This is a genomic window from [Pseudopropionibacterium] massiliense (assembly GCF_900607225.1).
Lineage (GTDB): Bacteria > Actinomycetota > Actinomycetes > Propionibacteriales > Propionibacteriaceae > Arachnia > Arachnia massiliensis.
The window spans coordinates 773826-791938 of record NZ_LR027842.1 but is presented as its reverse complement, the minus strand read 5'-3'; the positions used below and the strand labels follow the sequence as shown (position 1 = coordinate 791938).

The 18113-nt window shown below is 66.4% G+C and carries 5 protein-coding genes; all 5 read left to right on the top strand.

Annotated elements, in window-relative coordinates; translation table 11 throughout:
- Positions 1 to 10: 10 nt before the first annotated feature.
- The 5 genes from E0E39_RS03235 to E0E39_RS03215 are packed head-to-tail and all read left to right on the top strand — an operon-like array spanning position 11 to position 17891.
- Complete coding sequence (locus tag E0E39_RS03235) at positions 11 to 766, top strand: ABC transporter permease (RefSeq protein ID WP_130873455.1); 756 nt, start codon at positions 11 to 13, stop codon at positions 764 to 766.
- Positions 763 to 1737 (top strand): ABC transporter ATP-binding protein, encoded by a 975-nt coding sequence (locus E0E39_RS03230; protein ID WP_165444621.1) that lies wholly within the window; start codon positions 763 to 765, stop codon positions 1735 to 1737. The genes E0E39_RS03235 and E0E39_RS03230 overlap by 4 nt, the downstream gene beginning before the upstream one ends.
- Entirely contained in the window at positions 1734 to 9260 is a 7527-nt protein-coding gene (locus E0E39_RS03225) for a non-ribosomal peptide synthetase (protein ID WP_130873453.1), read from the top strand. The genes E0E39_RS03230 and E0E39_RS03225 overlap by 4 nt, the downstream gene beginning before the upstream one ends.
- Positions 9261 to 9291: 31 nt before the next feature.
- Entirely contained in the window at positions 9292 to 9540 is a 249-nt protein-coding gene (locus E0E39_RS03220) for an MbtH family protein (protein ID WP_130873452.1), read from the top strand.
- A complete protein-coding gene (locus tag E0E39_RS03215) occupies positions 9537 to 17891 on the top strand; it encodes a non-ribosomal peptide synthetase (protein ID WP_165444620.1) in 8355 nt (2784 codons plus the stop codon). The genes E0E39_RS03220 and E0E39_RS03215 overlap by 4 nt, the downstream gene beginning before the upstream one ends.
- Positions 17892 to 18113 lie beyond the last annotated feature (222 nt).

Genomic DNA, 18113 nt, shown 5'->3' with positions numbered 1-18113 from the left:
GTCGACTGGCATGGGGCATGAGGTTGCCCTTCTCATCGCACGACGGGCCCGCCACTTCGCCTTGGCGCCGGGCCGCGTCATAGGGGTCCTCGCGAACCCCGTCATCTATCTGCTGGTCTTCACCGTCCTGTTCAGCGGAGCCCTCGTGGTCCCTGCCGGTTACCCCACCATGGTCGACTATGTCGCTCCCGGCGTGGCCCTCATCGTCGCACTGTCGGAGATTCCGACGGGTGCCATCGCGCTGCGACTCGACCTCTCGAACGGCCTCATGGACCGAATGCGGAGCCTGCCTACCCGCCGTGCATCAATTATCGTCTCGTTCTTGCTGTCCGAGACGCTTCTGACGCTTGTCGTAACGGCCCTGGTCCTGGGGCTGGCTCGCCTATTGGGGTGGGAGCCACCGGGTTTGGGCGAGCACCTAGGTGTATCTCTCGCCCTTCTTGTGGTGTTCGCGTTCCTGTGCGCAGGCATCGCTGTGTTGGTGGGACTGCTGCTGCGCAGCCCCACCACGATCGACTCCGTGGCTGCCCTGATCACCGTGGTTCTCGCGTTCTTCTCTAATGCGCTGGTCCCCATCACGGCCCAGCCGCCGTCTCTGCAGGCGATCACGGCCTTCAACCCCATGAATCCGGTCGTTGACTCACTACGCCGAATGTGGCATTTCGGCGAACTGGGAGACGCCGGAACGGTCGTGCTCGTGATGCTCGGATGCACCCTGGCCCTCGGCGTGGCGCTCGTAGCGCTCTTCGATCGGGGGGAGCAGTGAATACCACAGGTTCAAGATACCGGGGAGAATACGCGGTCGAGGCAGTCGATGTCTCCAAACACTACGGCGAGAAGGCCGTCCTTGACCGCGTATCCCTCACGGCAGCGACCGGGCAGGTGCTCGGGATCCTCGGCCACAACGGCGCGGGCAAGAGCACCCTGTTACGTATCATCACGACGCTCACCCGACCCGATCCTGGATCGACAGTCCGGATCGCCGGGGTTGACGCGCTGGCCGATGGACGCCGCGCCCGGACCTTGTTCGGCTCCGCGGGGCAATCCAGCACGCTCGACCCTCTTCTAACCGGGTCCCAGAACCTGTGCCTGATAGCCGGGCTGCGCGGCATGCGCCGATCGCAGGCGCGCGCGGCCGCCGCGAACGCCCTCCATGAGTTCGACCTGGCGGACGCTGGGGACCGTCCCGTCAGCACCTATTCAGGTGGTATGGCACGCAGACTCGATTTGGCATCCGCCTTGATCGACACCCCTCCAATACTGTTCCTCGACGAGCCCACCACAGGCATCGACCCCCAGGCCAGACGGACGATCTGGGACCGAATTGCGGCCGTGGCCGCGGCCGGTACCTGTGTGGTCCTGACCACACAGTACCTGGAGGAGGCCGAACAGCTGGCCGAGAGGATCCTTATCCTCCGAGCGGGCCGCATCGTGGCCGACGGCACACCGGCTGAATTGAAGCAGGGCGTCGCCACCGAAAGGCTCGACCTCACCTTCGACTCCGCCGCAGCCTGCACTCTTGCCCGCCAACGCCTCGCTAGGGAATTCGACGTGAGCGATATGGACGAGTCCTCGCTCTCGGTCGCGGTGCCGAGGGGCAACACCGACGCGCGAGCAGCCCTCCAAGTCGTTGCCTCCCTCGATGCGCCACTCCTCGAAGCGAGACGCCGGACCGCATCCCTCGATGACGTTTTCTTCAGCACGTTCACCCATAGCACCCAACGAGGCAACGCATGACCGACCGCGCCCCCACGACCCCGAACCAGGCCACCAACGAACTGCTGCCGCTGCTCAACTCTCAATACTGGATGTGGCTCCGCGTCAAGCAACACGGCGACGTCCCGGCTTCCATCATGCGGTGCCGACTCGACTTCGACGGCCCGGTGGACCCCCAGCGCCTCGCCTGGGCCTGGGCCACGGCTGTCGGGGCCATAGAGTCACACAACATCGAGCTCTCTGTCGTTGACGGAGTCCCCAGACAGCGGGTCGTAGAGCGCGCCCACCCCGTGACCGTCGTCGCAGCAGACGACCACATCGACGTGGTGGAGCTGACGACCACTCAGATCGGCATGGAGACGGCTTGGGACTCCGCCGTCGTCGTACACTCCGATTCCAGCACCCAGCTCTGCGCGGCAGCACACCACCTCGTCAATGATGCCTCCGGGGCACTCGCCCTGTTCCACCTCACTGCCCACCTCTACCGCACAGGCGACCGCGAGGCGCTCGCGGCACAGCAGGGCGGGCTCCGTAGCCTCCTCAAGGAGGATCAGGGGTACCTCAACGGACGGCGCATCGACACCGATGCCGCCTACTGGGCTGCGACGCTGGCTGGCTTCGTGCCGCCTCAGCCGCGCAAACAGGCAACGTGGTCCCCACCCACGGACATTTTGGGTACTTCTTGGCTGATGGACACTACGGTCGCCCGCGCACTCGCCACTCGGATGAGTGACCTGGGCGTCCCCTGGCACACGTATGCATTCGCTTCCACCGGCATCCTCACCGCGCGTCATAGAGCCAGTTCGGACGTTGTTGTGATGGTCCCTGTCTCGCAGCGCCGCACCAAGCGCAGTCGTATGCTCCCTGCCCTATACACGAACTTCCTGCCCCTACGGCTCGACGCCCACCCCAGAACCCCGACGAAGCAGTTCCTCTCCGACGTCGCGGATCGTATGCGACGACTCATCCTGCACCAGGGGTACCCCTCCAGCATGGCCCGCGCGCTCGTGCCCACGGACACGGGTGGCGCGCCCCTTGGCCCCTCGGTCAACGTGTTGCCTGCGCGGGCCCCGTTCGACTTTGGTCATGTGAACGCCCACCTGACCGTCACCGACTTCGGGCCGGTGGACGACCTGCAGTTCACCTTCGCGGAGAACCAAGACGGTTCAGTCCTGGTGTCGTGTCACGTCAACCCGAGCGTCCACGACCTCACTTACGCCGAACAATCCCTGGCCGAGATGCGGGTACTCCTGGAGTCTCTCGCCGACACCGGCGACTTTCCGAGGCACCAGGGCTCGCCGGAGGGACTCCTCGTCGGCCCCGAATCCCCGATCGACCAGACCGCCCTCTTCGCGCGCCTCGACGACGTGGTACGAACCGACCCAGGGCGCATCGCAGTGGTCACCGCCCAAGGGTCCGTCGACTACGGGACGCTCGCTCGGGCGGTCGTGGACCGCACCACGACGCTCCGGGCGGCAGGCGTTCGTCCCGGCCATGCAGTCGTTCACCTGGGTCATCGCACCTTGGACACTCTCGTCAACATCCTAGCCTTGTGGCAAGTGGGTGCCACCTACATCCCGGTGGGCGTTGACTGGCCGCCCAGCCGGGTCTCGGATGTCGTTACCGACTGCACACCCCACCTGATGATCGTCTCGGACGGCGTTGCGCCAGGCATCGTGGAGTCCACCCCTGGAGTACCTGGTCTCCGCACCAGCACCTCAATCCCTCCAGAGGCCCACGCGGTCGGCTCCGGCCTCAACCGCTGGGCGCGAGCAGACGTTCCCTATGTCATCTACACGTCGGGTTCAACGGGCCGCCCCAAGGGGGCCGCTGTTACTTGGGAGGGCATGACCAATCACCTGTCCGCCAAACAGGACCTGCTCGCTGCCTCGGCGGGCGACGCTCTCGCCGTCACCGCACCCCCCACCTTCGACATCTCCATCTGGCAGTTCATCCTGCCGGCGTTTACAGGCGGCTGCGCGGTATTGTTGGGCGACGATGAGGTCCAGGCCGTTCACACCTTGGCGAATCGGATCGACCAGACCGGGATCACTGTTCTGGAACTGGTGCCTGGCCTCCTCGGGGCACTCTTCGAACACTGGCGGCATGTGGGGCGGAACCCCGAATCGCTCCGGGTTGTCATGTCAACCGGGGAGGCGCTACCCCCTTCGCTGTGCAGCGAATGGGAAGAAACCCTGCGCAACGTCCGCCTCGTCAACGCCTACGGACCCACTGAATGCTCAGACGACGTCACCCATTGGGAGGTTACGCACGGTGCCGCCGCATCCGGATCGCCGGTCCTCATCGGTTCGGCGATCCGCAACGCACACCTATACGTCCTGGACGCCTGGCTGCGTCCGGTGGCAGTCGGAGAGACGGGTGAACTGTACATCGGGGGTCCTGTCGTGGGCCTCGGGTACCTGGGTCGTGCAACCCTAACGGCAACCAGTTTCATCGCCGATCCGTTCTCCCGAGTCCCCGGATCCCGCATGTATCGCACTGGCGACCTCGTCCGCCTACACCCTGGAGGTGCCCTTGAGTTCGCAACCAGAGTGGACGGCCAGGTCAAGGTCAGCGGGCATCGCATCGAGATCGGCGAGGTGGAGGCTGCACTGGGCCGGGTGCCAGGGGTCCGGCGCGGCTCGGTGGTTGCTGTGGGCAGCGGGTCGAGCGCCCGGCTCGCGGGTTTCGTCGTCGGCGACGCCACCCTGGACACGATCACCGAGACTCTCGGTTCCCTGCTTCCTCCTTACATGGTTCCCTTGACGTGGCGCTTCGTCGACTCCCTTCCGAGCACCCCGAATGGGAAGGTTGACCGGGATGCCCTGGCCGCGACCGTCGCCCGGCACGGAACGCGCCGCGATGAATTCAGTGACGAGGTGGCTGAACTCATCGGCCACCAGATGGCCGTCGTGCTTGGCGTCGACCACGTCGGCCCGCATGACGACTTCATCGAGCTGGGAGGTAACTCTCTTGCGGCGATTCGTCTCGTGGGACTATTGCGTGCCAAAACCAGTTTACCCATCAACCTCGAAGACATCTTCCTGCACCCAACCCCTGCGGGGCTCGCCCGGTGCCGGACGAACCCGCCCTCAGCCTTCCACACAGACGCCGGCCTGTCGGCCATGCCGCCCGTCGCCACACCTGGCCAGCGGCGCATGTGGCTCTTGCAGGAGTTCCTACCCGATGACTGGTCGTACAACGTCGCACTTAGAATCGACAACACCGGACCCGACGCGGACCGCTTCGTGTGGCACGTCCGTGAAGCCATCCGCAATCACGATGGGCTCCGCACCCGGCTTGTGAACGACACCTGCGGACTGCTGCAGCAGGTCGTCGCCCCGGACGACGTCCCATGGGAGCGCGTCCACGTCGTCCACAATCTGGGCGCCGCACCCGACGATGCCACTCTCATCCGCCTCGCCGCAGACCCCGTGCCCCTCACGACCGACATCCCGGTGCGGTTGCACGAGTGCCGGCACCCCGGTGGGGTCACGCTTCTTCTCGTGGTGCACCACGCGGCCTGCGACGGTTGGTCGCTGCGTCATCTGGCCCAAGAGCTAGACGACACCTTGGCCGGCGTGCAGGTTGCTGCCAGCCCCGATCGGGCATCGCTGGTCGATTACGCGCGGTGGATGGCCTCACCCCGCCTCCGCGAGTCCGCCTGGTATGCAGAACAGCTCGACTACTGGACGACCACCCTGGCAGATACCCCAGGACCGTTCCGCTGGCCAGGAACTAGCACGCATGCCGCCTCCCGCCGTCCAGGACGACGTCCGGCCGCCACCCTTGCGCTCGAGTTATCCTCCAAGGTTTTCGCCGACATCAAGCGGACCAGCCGCGAGGTCGGCGGCACGCCCTTCATGGTGATACAGACCGCAGTGGCTGCCGCCGTGGGCGCTGTGGTCGGTCGCGACGAGGTACTGATCGGCACCGCGGTCCACGGACGCGAGCCACAGTTCGAGGGCACCGTCGGCTTCTTCGCCAACACCGTCCTGCTGCGGACCCCGGTAGATCCAACAGCCCCTGTCGGCGTGCGCCTCGAATCCTCACGTCGTGCGCTCCTCGGTGGCATCGCCCACGGGACCGTCCCGTTTGATGAGGTCCTGGCACATGTGCGGCGGGACACCCCAACCCTGACCCCCGACGTGGTCCAAGTGATGATCTCCTACCAGCGAGAAGAGCGATTCCACCAGTTTGACGCCCGCTCCCTCGGCACGGGAGCCGCCAAGTTCGACATCGCCCTCGAGTGCGAGGAGCGCGGCACTGTTTCCGAGCCCAGCCTGCACATCAACCTGGAGTACGCGACCGATGTCATCCCCGAGTGGGTGGCACACACTTTGGTGCGCGGCATCGAGGCGCAGGTCACAGCGCTGACGTCGGTCCCTCTCAGTTCCCCCGCGCCCACCGCGCCAGGGAACGGGGCAGACCCCGGAATCGCAACACTGCTCAATGCCCTAGACGAGGGCTTCCGGTGCAACCCTGATGGCGTGGCCGCCATCCACGACGGCGCGGAGTTGACCCACGCCCAACTCCATGAACGAACGGTGAGATGGGCCGAGGCTCTCCGCCGACGCGGATTGGGCGAAGGTGCATTTATCCCGGTCGTCGTACATCGGTCACTCGAGTGGCTGTGCGCCTTCATAGCCGTACTACGGTGCGGGGCCGCAGTGGTGCCGATCGACGCCCAGCAACCCTCGCGGCGGCTTCGTCATCACTTCACGTGCGTCGGGGCAACCCATGTGCTGGGTGATGCGTCCTTCGCAGATTCCGAGGCGGCCGAGGGCGTCACGGTGTTGACCCCGGCCGATCTGGACGCCACCGACTCCGACATCGGCGACCTGCCGCGTCCGCGCCCCGACTCCGTCGCGTACGTCATCTTCACGTCCGGCTCCACGGGACGCCCCAAGGCCGTTACTGTCAGCCACCGCAGCGCGGCCACGTTCGTCTCCAACATCCGCGAAGTCGCCCGGAGCAACACCCCAACGCGCGTCGTCCAGTTCGGGTCGACCGGGTTCGACGCGATCATCTGGGAGATGGGCGTGAGCCTGGGTCTCGGGGGCACCTTGCTGCTCCCGAAGCCCGCCGAGCGCTCCCCCGGTCCCGGTCTTGCTGAGTACTTGGAGACATCCCGGGCCACACACATCCTCGTTCCGCCCAGCGTCCTCGGTACGATGCCTTCCAGCATGTCCGTTCCGACTGAGTTCTTCGTCGGAGGCGAGGCACTGCGGCAGTCGCTCATCGACCGCTGGGCAGGCCGCATCCATATGCGTAACGTCTACGGACCGACCGAGACAACCGTTGTGTGTCTGGTCGGTGAGCAACTGGCGGTGTCGGACCCGCCCGCCCTCGGCAGCCCGGTAGCCGACTGCGTAGTCCACGTGCTCGACAAGCGGCTGGCACCCGTCCAGGCCGGCGAGGTGGGCGAGCTGTACCTCACCGGAGAAATGGTGTCGTGGGGTTACATCACCGACCCGCCCCTGACGGCATGCCGTTTTGTCGCATCGCCGTACGGGCCGCCCGGAACACGCATGTACGGCACTGGCGACCTAGTGCGGCTTCAACGGGACGGTGGATTGGTCCACGTAGGCCGGATCGACCAGCAGGTCAAAGTGCGTGGTAATCGGATCGAACTCACCGAGGTGGTCACTAGCCTGGAGTCACTCCCCTACGTCGAAGTCGCCGCCGTTCTTCCCATCGACGAGGGTCCCAGCCTTGCCCTGGTGGGTTTCGTGAAATACGTCGACAATCTACCAATCGACAGTGACGCGGTCTTGGCGCGTCTCCGGGACGAACTGCCCGCCGCCGCCGTACCGCACCGTCTCGTCGCCTTGGACTCGCTGCCGATGACGATCAATCAGAAGGTTGACACGAAGGCGCTCCGAGCGATGTACGCACGGCTGACACACACGGAGGACGCCCCCGCCGACCTTGGGACAGAAGCCGCGCAGTCGGACGATGACGTCACCGACCGGATCGTGGCTGCCTATCGGCAGGTGCTGCGACGTGCGGACGTTGATCCGACCACAGACTTCGTCACGGCTGGCGGCGACTCGATTTCCGCGGTGTCGCTCGTGGCGCACCTCCGCGCCGACGGTATATACCTCTCCCCCCACGACATTCTGTCGCGGCGGACGCCGTCTCGACTGTCTCTCCTGGCCCGTGCCGCACAGGACGACGATCCCGCGACCCACCGTGGCCGCATCACACTGCCGCCGGTAGCGCAATGGTACGCCTCTCAGGTCGACGGGACGGTCGGGTTTACCCATTCGGTCGCGCTGGGCTTACCTACCGGACTGACCATCCGCGACGTCGAAGCGGCACTCCACCACCTCGCCGCCACACACCCCATACTGAGCGCCCGACTAGCCAGCGAGAGCCCGGTCGTGCTGCAGGTGGGCGAACCCGGTCCCTTGCCCCTGACCCGGGGGCTCCCCGTCGGTCCGCCCGACGCAAAACCGTCAGCGTGGCTGGAAAACCCGCTCGACCCCGCTGCGGGTGCCCTGTGGCGGACTCACCTGGTCCATGACGATCAGGAACGCCCGCAGGTCCTGTGGATACAGGTGCACCACTATGTGGTAGACGGCGTCTCGTGGCGCATCCTCCTTGGAGATCTCGACCGTCTCCTCGGCCCCAACCCCGCTGTACGCACCGGCAAGGGTGGCCCCACGGGCGTGTCTTTCCGGCGCTGGTCGTCGCTGCTCTGGCAAAGCCTGGACAGTGAGCCTCGCGACCGCATCGCGGCCCGCTGGGCGCGTCTCATGCCTGCCGGAGAGGACGCTCAAGGTGGTCCCAGAAGCCGGGTCGCCGCCTTGCGCACATCGTGGTGGGACGCTGCGGCGTCGGCGCCCGTCGTCGCCACCGACACGACGACGGCCGAGCACCTGTTACTCGCGGCCTTCGCCACGGCACTCGCTCAGCGAAGCCTCCCCGACGCGGGGGATACCCTACTCATCCGGCTCGAGGGCCATGGCCGAGACTCCCTGCCTGGGGACCTCGACGTGGCACGCACCGTCGGCTGGTTCACAGTCGAGCATCCCGTGGCCATCCCCGTGCGATCCCCAACCGGCTTGCCTGCTTCGGCACTGGAAATCCTCGACCGCACCCGAGACGCCCTCGCCGCACTCCCCTCACGGCGTGCCACGTACGGTCTGTTGCGTTGGGGTCCCGATGGTCACCCAACGCTTGCCACCGAGCCACGCGTCGCCTTCAACTTCCTTGGCCGACTCGACCATGCCGACGCTGAGCATGTGACTCTCGTCCAGGACGTTCGCCCGGACAGGGAAGCACATGCCCCCGCGCTGCACAACGTGGCGCTCACGGCCGCAGTGATAGTCACTCCCGAGGGATCGCAGGTCCGACTCGACTGGGAATGGGACACATCCGTGGTGTCATCGAGCGAGATCGATTGCCTTGAGGCTTCCTTCGCCACCGCACTCGCCAACCTGGCAGGGACACCGACCACCGCATCCACGGGTCCCCTGCGATCCTGGCGTGGCGATATCGCTGGAGCTTTGACCGAGCTTGGCCTCGACCTCGACTGAACCTGCCCCTGGAAAAAGATGGAGAGAACCAATGAACCCGTTCGATGATGACGACGCGACTTTCCTCGTGCTCCGCAACGCCGAGGAGCAGCACTCCTTGTGGCCGTCGTTCTTGGCCATTCCCGACGGTTGGGACGTCGTCTTGCCCGAGTCGACGCGCAGCGAGGCGCTCGCATACATCGAGCGCGCCTGGCCGGACATCCTGCCGTTGAGCGTGCGGAAACGGCTGGGCCGAACAGAGGCTCACCCGACCGATGGCACCGCCGGCGGTGCAGCGTGAGCCTCGTTGTTGAAGAGATCGCGGAACTGACACCCCTGGCATCCTCACTCACCTACCTTCAGCAGACCTCCCGGGACGGAACCGATCCCTACCTGGTGCAGGTGCTTGTCACCCTGACCGGACCTGTCGACGCTGATCGGCTTCGTGAGGCCGTGATGTCCCTTGCCGCCCGTCACGACCTTCTCCGGGCGTCGATTCAGACCAGCAAGCACGGGAACTCGCTGTTCGTCATCGCCACGAAGGTGGACGTGCCGTTCGAAGTGGAGACCTGCCCCTCGGGCGGGCTGACCGCAGCACTTGACGCCGACCTCAGGCAGGGCATGGACCTCAGCCACGCCCCCCTGTGGCGCGTGCGCCTGATCCGTTCCACCACGGACACCACTTTGTGCATCACGGTGCACCACACCATCATCGACGGGACGTCCACGTCGATCCTGCTGAACGACCTGTTTCTCGCGTACACCGGCCAGCCCTGGCCCACTCGTGAGGTGCCTCGCTACAGCGACCATCTCGCCTTTGTCGGCGACGTCGAGTCGCCGGACCGCCTCGGTGTCTGGCGGGACGCCCTCACCGACGTGTCGGCACCCTGCTTAATCGATGCCAATACCCGTGAGGGAGGCTTCGCCGGGGACCGGGTGCCCACCGGTGTGACAGCGGCGACCCTCGCCGACGTTGCCGAATGGTCACGGTCGTGCGGCTTCACGCTACGCACGGCCATAGACGCCGCCTGGGCGCTGACCCTCTCCTCAACGATACGCACTGACCGTGTCGTGTTCGGCACCGTCGTCTCGACCCGCAAGCCTGGCCAGGCCGGTCACGACCTAATGGTGGGACCTTACGTCAATATGGTCCCCCGCGTCGCCGTCCTCGACCCCCGGATGAGTGTCCTTGATCTGCTCGCCGACATCGAGGAGCGTCGGCTGCGCACCCTCGATGCGGAGGACGCCGGACTCGCCGCGGTCCAGCGTGCGCGTGGCATCGGAACCCTGTTCGACACGGCCGTGGCCTTCGAGAACTACGAGCGCCTGCCGAGCAGTCGCCGTCTCGACGCCGACACCCGAGTCGATTCGGTCACCGTGCGTGACGCCACACACTACCCGATTTCCCTGGTCGTCGTTCCCGACCGTGGTGCCCACCTGCTCGTCGATCCGCAGCGCGTCGACCACCGGTTGGCCAAGGCTGTCGCCGAGCTTTTCACCCAGTTTCTGACCCGGCTGGCACAACACCAGCACGACCCGCTCACCCGGGTCCGCGCGGCCGACGGCAAGCCCACCCACGCCGAGGACGACGCGTCCGAGTCACTCCTCACCGAGTTCTTCGCCTGGGCTCGTCGGACCCCTGAAGCAGAGGCCGTTTCCGACGGTGAACGCACGTACACGTACTCGGAGGCAGCCGCCTCGGTCGAAGCGCTGGCAACCGAACTCGTCGACGAAGGGCTCCCGGCCGGCTCGGTGGTCGCTGTCGCGGCACGGCGTAGCGCGGATCTGCCGCTCGCCTTGCTCGGAGTAGCGGCTGCCGGCGGCGTCTTCGTGTGCCTCGATGTCGAGTCCCCACGGAAACACCTCAGCCATATCCTCCGCCAGTCCGAACCCACGAGAGTCCTCGTGGACGACCTCGGTGCCGAGATACTGGCTGACATCGCCCCGCACCTGGACCAGCGCGACCTTCGCCCGCGGATCCCCCACCAGCAGTCCCTAAGGCCCGACGTGCAGCCCTGGCACGGTCAAGCGGGGTTTTGCACCATCTTCACGTCCGGCTCGACAGGCACCCCGAAAGGCGTCCTGCTAAGCCACGCCCGGACCAGCCGAGCCTTCGAGCTCCTCGCCCGCGCGAACAGCGTGTCATCCGCGACACGCTGGCTGTCGGTCAGCGCAATCTCATTCGATCTCGCCCTCTGCGAGTTACTCATCCCGCTCACCGTCGGTGGTCACGGCCACGTCGGCGTCCCGGGTATAGGGCGCGATGTCGACCAGCTAGCCGACCTCATCAAGGCATGGTCGCCCACGATGCTGTCGGCCACGCCGTTGCTGTGGGGCGCCCTTCTCCAGGAGCACCCCCGGATAGCCGACAACCTGGCCGGTGCGATGACTGTGGGCGAGGCACCGCCGTCGGCCGTCGTGACGGCGTTACGCGAAGCTGTCCCGACTGTTACAAACGGGTATGGACCCACCGAAACGACGATCTGCGCATCGATCGGCCCCCTCCGTCCTGACACGCAGGACGTCGGTAGGATCAACGAGGGCTATGAAGCATACATACTCGACCCATGGCTGCGTCCCCTACCTCCCTACGTGTTGGGCGAACTCCACGTCGCGGGCGACTGCTTGGCAGTCGGCTACCTGGGTGCCGCGGGATTGACGGCCGAGCGATTCATCGCGAATCCCTTTGGCACAGACGGTAGCCGTCTCTATCGAACCGGCGACCTTGGCTATCTCGATCGATTGGGTGTCCTTCACCTCAAAGGCCGCGCGGACGGCCAACTGAAGATCCGCGGTAACCGTGTCGAGCTCGGCGAAGTCGAGCAGGCACTCCTCCGGTGCGGTGCCCAAGAAGCGGCCTGCGTACCTGCTCGTCGACAAGACGGGACGCTGGCCATCGCCGCCTTCGTAACTGGCGATGCCTCCGAACCTGTTCTCTGGCGAACCCGCCTGCGCCGCATCGTACCCGACTATATGGTCCCAACCGCCATCGTGCCGCTGGACTCCCTGCCGGCGAACACCAGTGGGAAGGTCGATCGTGCCGAACTCGCTAGGCTCGCGACGGCCGTCCTGGCCCGAGAGGTCGAGGATGTGGCCGCCGACAGCGAGGATCCCGTGGTGGCCGCCATCGTTGAGGAGTTCGCCAGCGTGCTCGGACGCTCGTTCGTCGGGGCGGACAGTGACTTCTTCGCACTCGGCGGCCACTCGCTCACGGGGGCGCAGGTGATCAGTCGCCTGCGGCGTCGGTTGAGGGTGGACCTCGCGGCGAGTGCACTGTTCGAGGCGCCGACACCAACGGCTCTGGCCGGCATGGTCAGGGCTGCGTCTGCGGCGGAAGAACGCCCCGTCGCCGGGGGTGCGGACCGAGCCCCGGTCACTGCATCCCAGCGTATGGTGTGGCTCGCCGAAAAGCTGTCGGACGGCGGGGCAGCGTACGGCGGCGGGCTCGAGTTGCTCTTCCCCGCTCCAGTCGACGAGTACGCACTCACCCGGGCCGTTGACGGCCTGCGGGATCGGCACCGAATCCTACGAAGCACATTCCACGCGGTCGCCGACGGAGTCGAACAGCGTGTCACGGACCTCGGGCCGCTTCCACTCCTTGTGGTGACGGTGCCACCAGACGCCAACACGGATGCCGAGGTGACACGCGCATTCCGGTCGCTGGTGGCTCGCCCCTTCGACCTCACGCACGAGCCACCGCTACGGATCGCCATCGCCCCTTGGGATGGACATCGTCAACGAGTACTGCTGGTAACCCACCACATCGCGGTTGACGGGCACTCCATGACGTTGCTGCTCAATGACCTTGCCCGAGGGTACACGTCTCCCGACGCCCCCGCAGCCCCCCGGCTGCAGTTCACGGACCTCGTGGCGTGGCTCGGCACCAACACCCGCACCAGGCAGGCGCGGCTCGACACCGAGTGGTGGATCGAGCACCTCCGTGACCTACCGGAGACTCTCCCGCTGCCATACCGTTCCGCCGGGGAGATCGGTGGGCCACTCATCGCCGATCGCGTGTCGGCGCGCCTGACGCGAGACACCCATGCTGATCTCGAGAAACTGGCCGCGCGGACCGGTACCACCCTGAGCACTGTGCTGCTGGCAGGGCTCGCCCATGTGCTGTCCTCCTTGACTGGAAGCCGGGAGGTGCCGATTGGGCTGGCCGTGAGCGGCCAAGCCGACGCAGAGTTCGATGATGTCATCGGGATGTTCGTTAACACGGTCGTGGTGCGTGCGGTACCAGGCCGTGCCCTCTCCGTGTCAGATCTGGTATCCGGCATGCGCGGAACGCTCAATGAAGTGCTGAAGCACCAGCAGGCGCCACTCGACGCCGTCGTAGCCGGGCTTCGCGAAGGACGCACTGATCCGGGCAACCCCCTGGTCCGTGTCTACACATCGCACGTGACCCAGCCCGCCCTCCCGGGCGACGCCCCGTTCGAAGTGGGGCCTGTCGTCGGCAGCACCAAAGCCAAGTTCGAGATCTCGGTCGACTTCGTCGAGCAGCGCGACGCCACCGGCAATCCCAGCGGGATTAACCTCGAAGTTGAGTTCGCGGCCAATCTCTTCGACCGGGAGGTGATCGTCGACCTGGTGGCGTCCTTGGCCGGCGTCTACGCCAACCTCGGCACCGATCCTGATGCCGCCCTCCCGGGGGTAACCACCCCCGACCAAGTCGCCCGACTCGAGCGATGGGGGGCCACGGACAAGCTGTCGGAAGTGCCCATTGCGATGGGCACGCTCGCGTCCTTGTGGCAGAACGTGGCGACCCTCGGTCCCGCTCCCGCAGTCATCGACCCTACGCGGGGGGAATGCCTCTCTTACGACGATCTGCGCGACCGAGTCGCAAGCGCCCGCGAACGGCTGCTCACCAATGGCGTCAGCCGTGGTGGGCACATCGCGCTCCTCGCTTCCGACGGCGCCCTAGCCCTTCCGTGGATCTTGGCGGCGTGGAGCCTCGGGGCGGCTTACACGCCTCTGGACCCGGATGCGTCGGCGGACCGCTCCGCACGCATGGTGCAGGACTGCGGCGCCACCCTCATCCTTCGGGAAGCTCATCTCGAGAGCATCGCCGACGGAATCGTCGCTGCCTGTGGCAGCAAAGTTTCGTGCATCGATGCCACGGTAACCGCCCACCGTGCCCGCCGGCTCGGCATAGAAGATCTGCACCCCGACGACCCCGCGTACACCCTGTTCACGTCCGGGTCGACCGGGGCCCCCAAGGGCGCCACCATCCACATCGCGGGGCTCGAGAACCACGTACGTGCCAAGATCGACCTGCTCGGCCTGACGTCCAAGGACGTCATCATGCAGAACGCACCCCTGACCTTCGACGTCTCCATCTGGCAGCTCATCACGGCTCTCGTCGTTGGCGGTGCGGTAATCTGCGTGGACCGCGCCACTGCGGCGGACCCGCACCGCCTGCGGGAGGTCGCCGAGCGACACGGCGCGACGGTACTCGAAGTCGTGCCTTCGTTCCTGCGGGCCAGCCTCGAGCTGTTCCGGCACGAGCGGGCCTCACTGGCAACCTCACACCTCCGGTGGCTCCTCTCGACCGGGGAGGTGCTTCCGGTCGACCTCGCCCGCGCCTGGCTGGACAATTATCCCGATGTCCCCCTCGTGAACGCCTACGGCCCCACCGAGTGCAGCGACGACATCACGCATGAGATAGTCGTCGCCGTTCCGCCTCTCCACATCGGTGGGGCGGCAGTGGCGGTAGGAACGCCGGTGAGCGGCGCCCGGATCCACCTGCTGGACGAGCATCTCGCGCCCACCCCACCAGGGTGGATCGGTGAGGTCTACGTGGAAGGGCTCTGCGTAGGGCACGGTTACACCAACAATCCGGCACGTACAGCCGAGTCTTTCGTCGCGAGTGTCTTCACTCCCGGAGAGCGCATGTACCGCACAGGCGACCTCGCCCGGTGGGAGCTCGACGGCAAGCTGGTCTACGTCGGCCGACGAGACCAGCAGATCAAGATCCGGGGCCAACGTGTCGAAATCCTCGACGTCGAAGCTGCGCTACGAGCCATGGCAGGTGTGGCCGACGCCGCCGTAGTACCCCACCGGGCCCCAACAGGCGACCTTGAACTCGTCGCGTTTCTCGTCTCGAAACTGCCGGAGGCCGACCTAGCCACTGCCGCTTCCCGGTTGGCCTCGGCATTCGTGCCAGCACGAATCCATCGTGTTGATGACCTTCCCAAGTCGACGACTGGCAAGGTCGATCGAAGGCTACTCGGGGCACGCGCCGCCGAGGGACCGAAGGTGGACCCAGCCCACAGAGGCCCTACGGCTGTTGCCGACCTGACAGATACAGTCCGCCGCATTGCCGAAGCCTTCGGCACCGTGCTTGGCACGACGGTCGGCCCCGAAGAAGACTTCTTCTCGCACGGGGGCGACAGCATCCGGGCCATCCAGTTGGCGGCGCTCTTAAAAGCCTCCGGGATCGACGTCAGCCCCAACGACGTGATGCGTGCGCCAACACCCGCCCGGCTGTCAGCCCTTGCTGCGGTCACCCCGGTCGAGGCGGTCCGGGGATCAGGCAGGTTCACGATGCCGCCCTCAATGCGATCAACCCCCCTTGACGTGCTGCTCGCCCCGGAATTCTCTCAGTACGCCGTCGTCCATGTCCCTTCCGCAGTGGACGACGCGGCCCTCGAGCATGCGCTCACCGCGCTGGTCCGGCGGCACGATGCCCTGCGGCTCCAGGTCCTGGACAACGGTGACCTCTTCTCCTCTGATCCCGGCCACGCCTCGTTCGCCCTCTCCAGCCCTCAGGATGGAGATCCGCGCGACCCTGCGGCACTTCGGGCCGCTGTGGTCAGGTTGCGGGCCGATCTGGCTCCTCGCGAGGGTCGGCTCATGGCTGCATGCACCGTCGTCGGCGCGGGCACTGAACGAACCTTGGTCCTGGTCGCCCACCATGTCGCCGTCGATGCCGCTTCGTGGGGCATTCTGCTCCCCGAACTGTTCCACTTGGCCCAGGGCGGTGAGCCCGGCGACCTACCGACAGCCCCGTCCTACCGTAGCTGGGCCGAGAACCAGATGGCTGCGCTGCCTCGCGTTCGGGACGAGGAGGCGTACTGGGCGGCCCAGAATTCGGGCGGGTCCCTCCTCCATCCGGCCGCGGCACCGACCGCGGCCGACGCGCACAGCCGTGGGTCAGTCGCGACCGGCCCCGAGGTCGGGCGGACCATCCGGTCTCTGGCGCGCAGCCTGGCCGTGTCCGAGCAGGACGTCGTCACCGCTGGTGTCCTTGTTGCCATCCGCACCGTCCGCGAGGCCGCACATCAGCCTGATACCCCCCTGACGATCGGTGTGGAGACACCGGGGCGCAGCGGCGCCCTCGGCCTGCCTGCGGACGCCGTCGTAGGGTGGGTTGCCTCTGTCCATCCCCTTCTGGTCGAGCCGGTCAGCGACGGCAAGGACATTCTCGGGCTTGTGCGAGCGGTCCATGCGGCGCGGGCAGCCGCACCCCATGGCGGGGCGGGATATGGCCTCGTCATGCACCACGCACGTGAACGGGCCGCAAGCCTGCTGCATCCGCCAGCTGTCGTGGTGAACTTCCTCGGCGCAGTGGAGGGCGACATCCAGTTCGGGGAGTGGACGCTCGCAATGACCGATCTCGATGACAGGCCCATCAGCGACGTCCCTGTGGAAGTCTCGATCCGACGGGTTTCCGATGGTGACGGTCTGATCCTCACCTGGGTGGCTCGCCCCGATGTCGCTGGCCACCCTGCCCTTGAAAGTTTCTCCGATCACCTCACGGCCGCGTTCGAGCGGCTGGGCACCACGGTTGTGCCGGATGCCGCTGCCCCAAGCCCCGACGCCGCCCTTCCCCTGTCCGGGACCCTGCTTTCGGAAACTGAAGCTGTCGACGCAGCGTTCCAGCCGCTAGTCGAACTCAAGAAGGGCACGGGAACCCCACTGTTCTGCATCCATGGCGGGGTGGGATTGAGTCTCCCGTACCTGTCGCTGACCCCCTACGTAGAAGCAGACACCCCGGTTTACGGGATTCAAGCGTTCGGGGTACCTGACGACACACCCACAATGGCCGACCTCGCGCGACATTATCTCGACAGGATCGCGCCGCTCGTCGAGAATCGCCCCGTCCGGTTGCTAGGTTGGTCATTCGGCGGGAACGTAGCGTTTGAGATGGCCTGCCAGCTCCAGGAGGCGGGCCGCGAGGTCGGGTGGCTGGGTATTCTGGACCAGTTCCCCACGGCCCGGGCGGGGGAGGACCCGTCCCGCCAGGAGATCTTGCACGACCTATTGGTGCTCCTCGGATACGACGTCACTGCGCCCGAGATACGTCATGCGATCGAGGTCGGCGGCACCGATGACATCCTCGCTGCGACTCGGACGGGCATTCTCGCTCAGGTGACCGCCACCCAGTTCAACTCGGTGATGCGGAGCATGTCCCGCCACCACCGCCTCATCGACACCTTCCGACCGCGCCAGTTCGATGGGGACATTCACGTGGTGGTCGCGCAGCACGAACTGGTTCCTGGTGAGCCGAGCGCCGAACTTTGGGAGCCGTGGGTTTCCGGGAAGGTCGTGCGCTACGACGTCGCCACCGACCACGACTCGATCCTGGCCGAGCACGCAGCGTATGCAACGCGCCTGCTGGGTACCCTCAACGAGGACGGCACCGCATGACCTTGGACGCTGGCAGCGCTCCTCACGTCTCCCATCGAGGCGGAGGAGCGCGTCCTAACCGGCCTGTATGACGACGGCTACCCGGAAAGACACGCAGCGGTCACGGGCGGCGGTCCCCGCGCGAATCCTGGGGTTCATCACAGCCCGGGGGTGCTCCACGGCCTATTCCTGCCGGACCGGGCACGCCCCGTGTGGCCACCGGATCCCGCCGGTTCGCTGCCG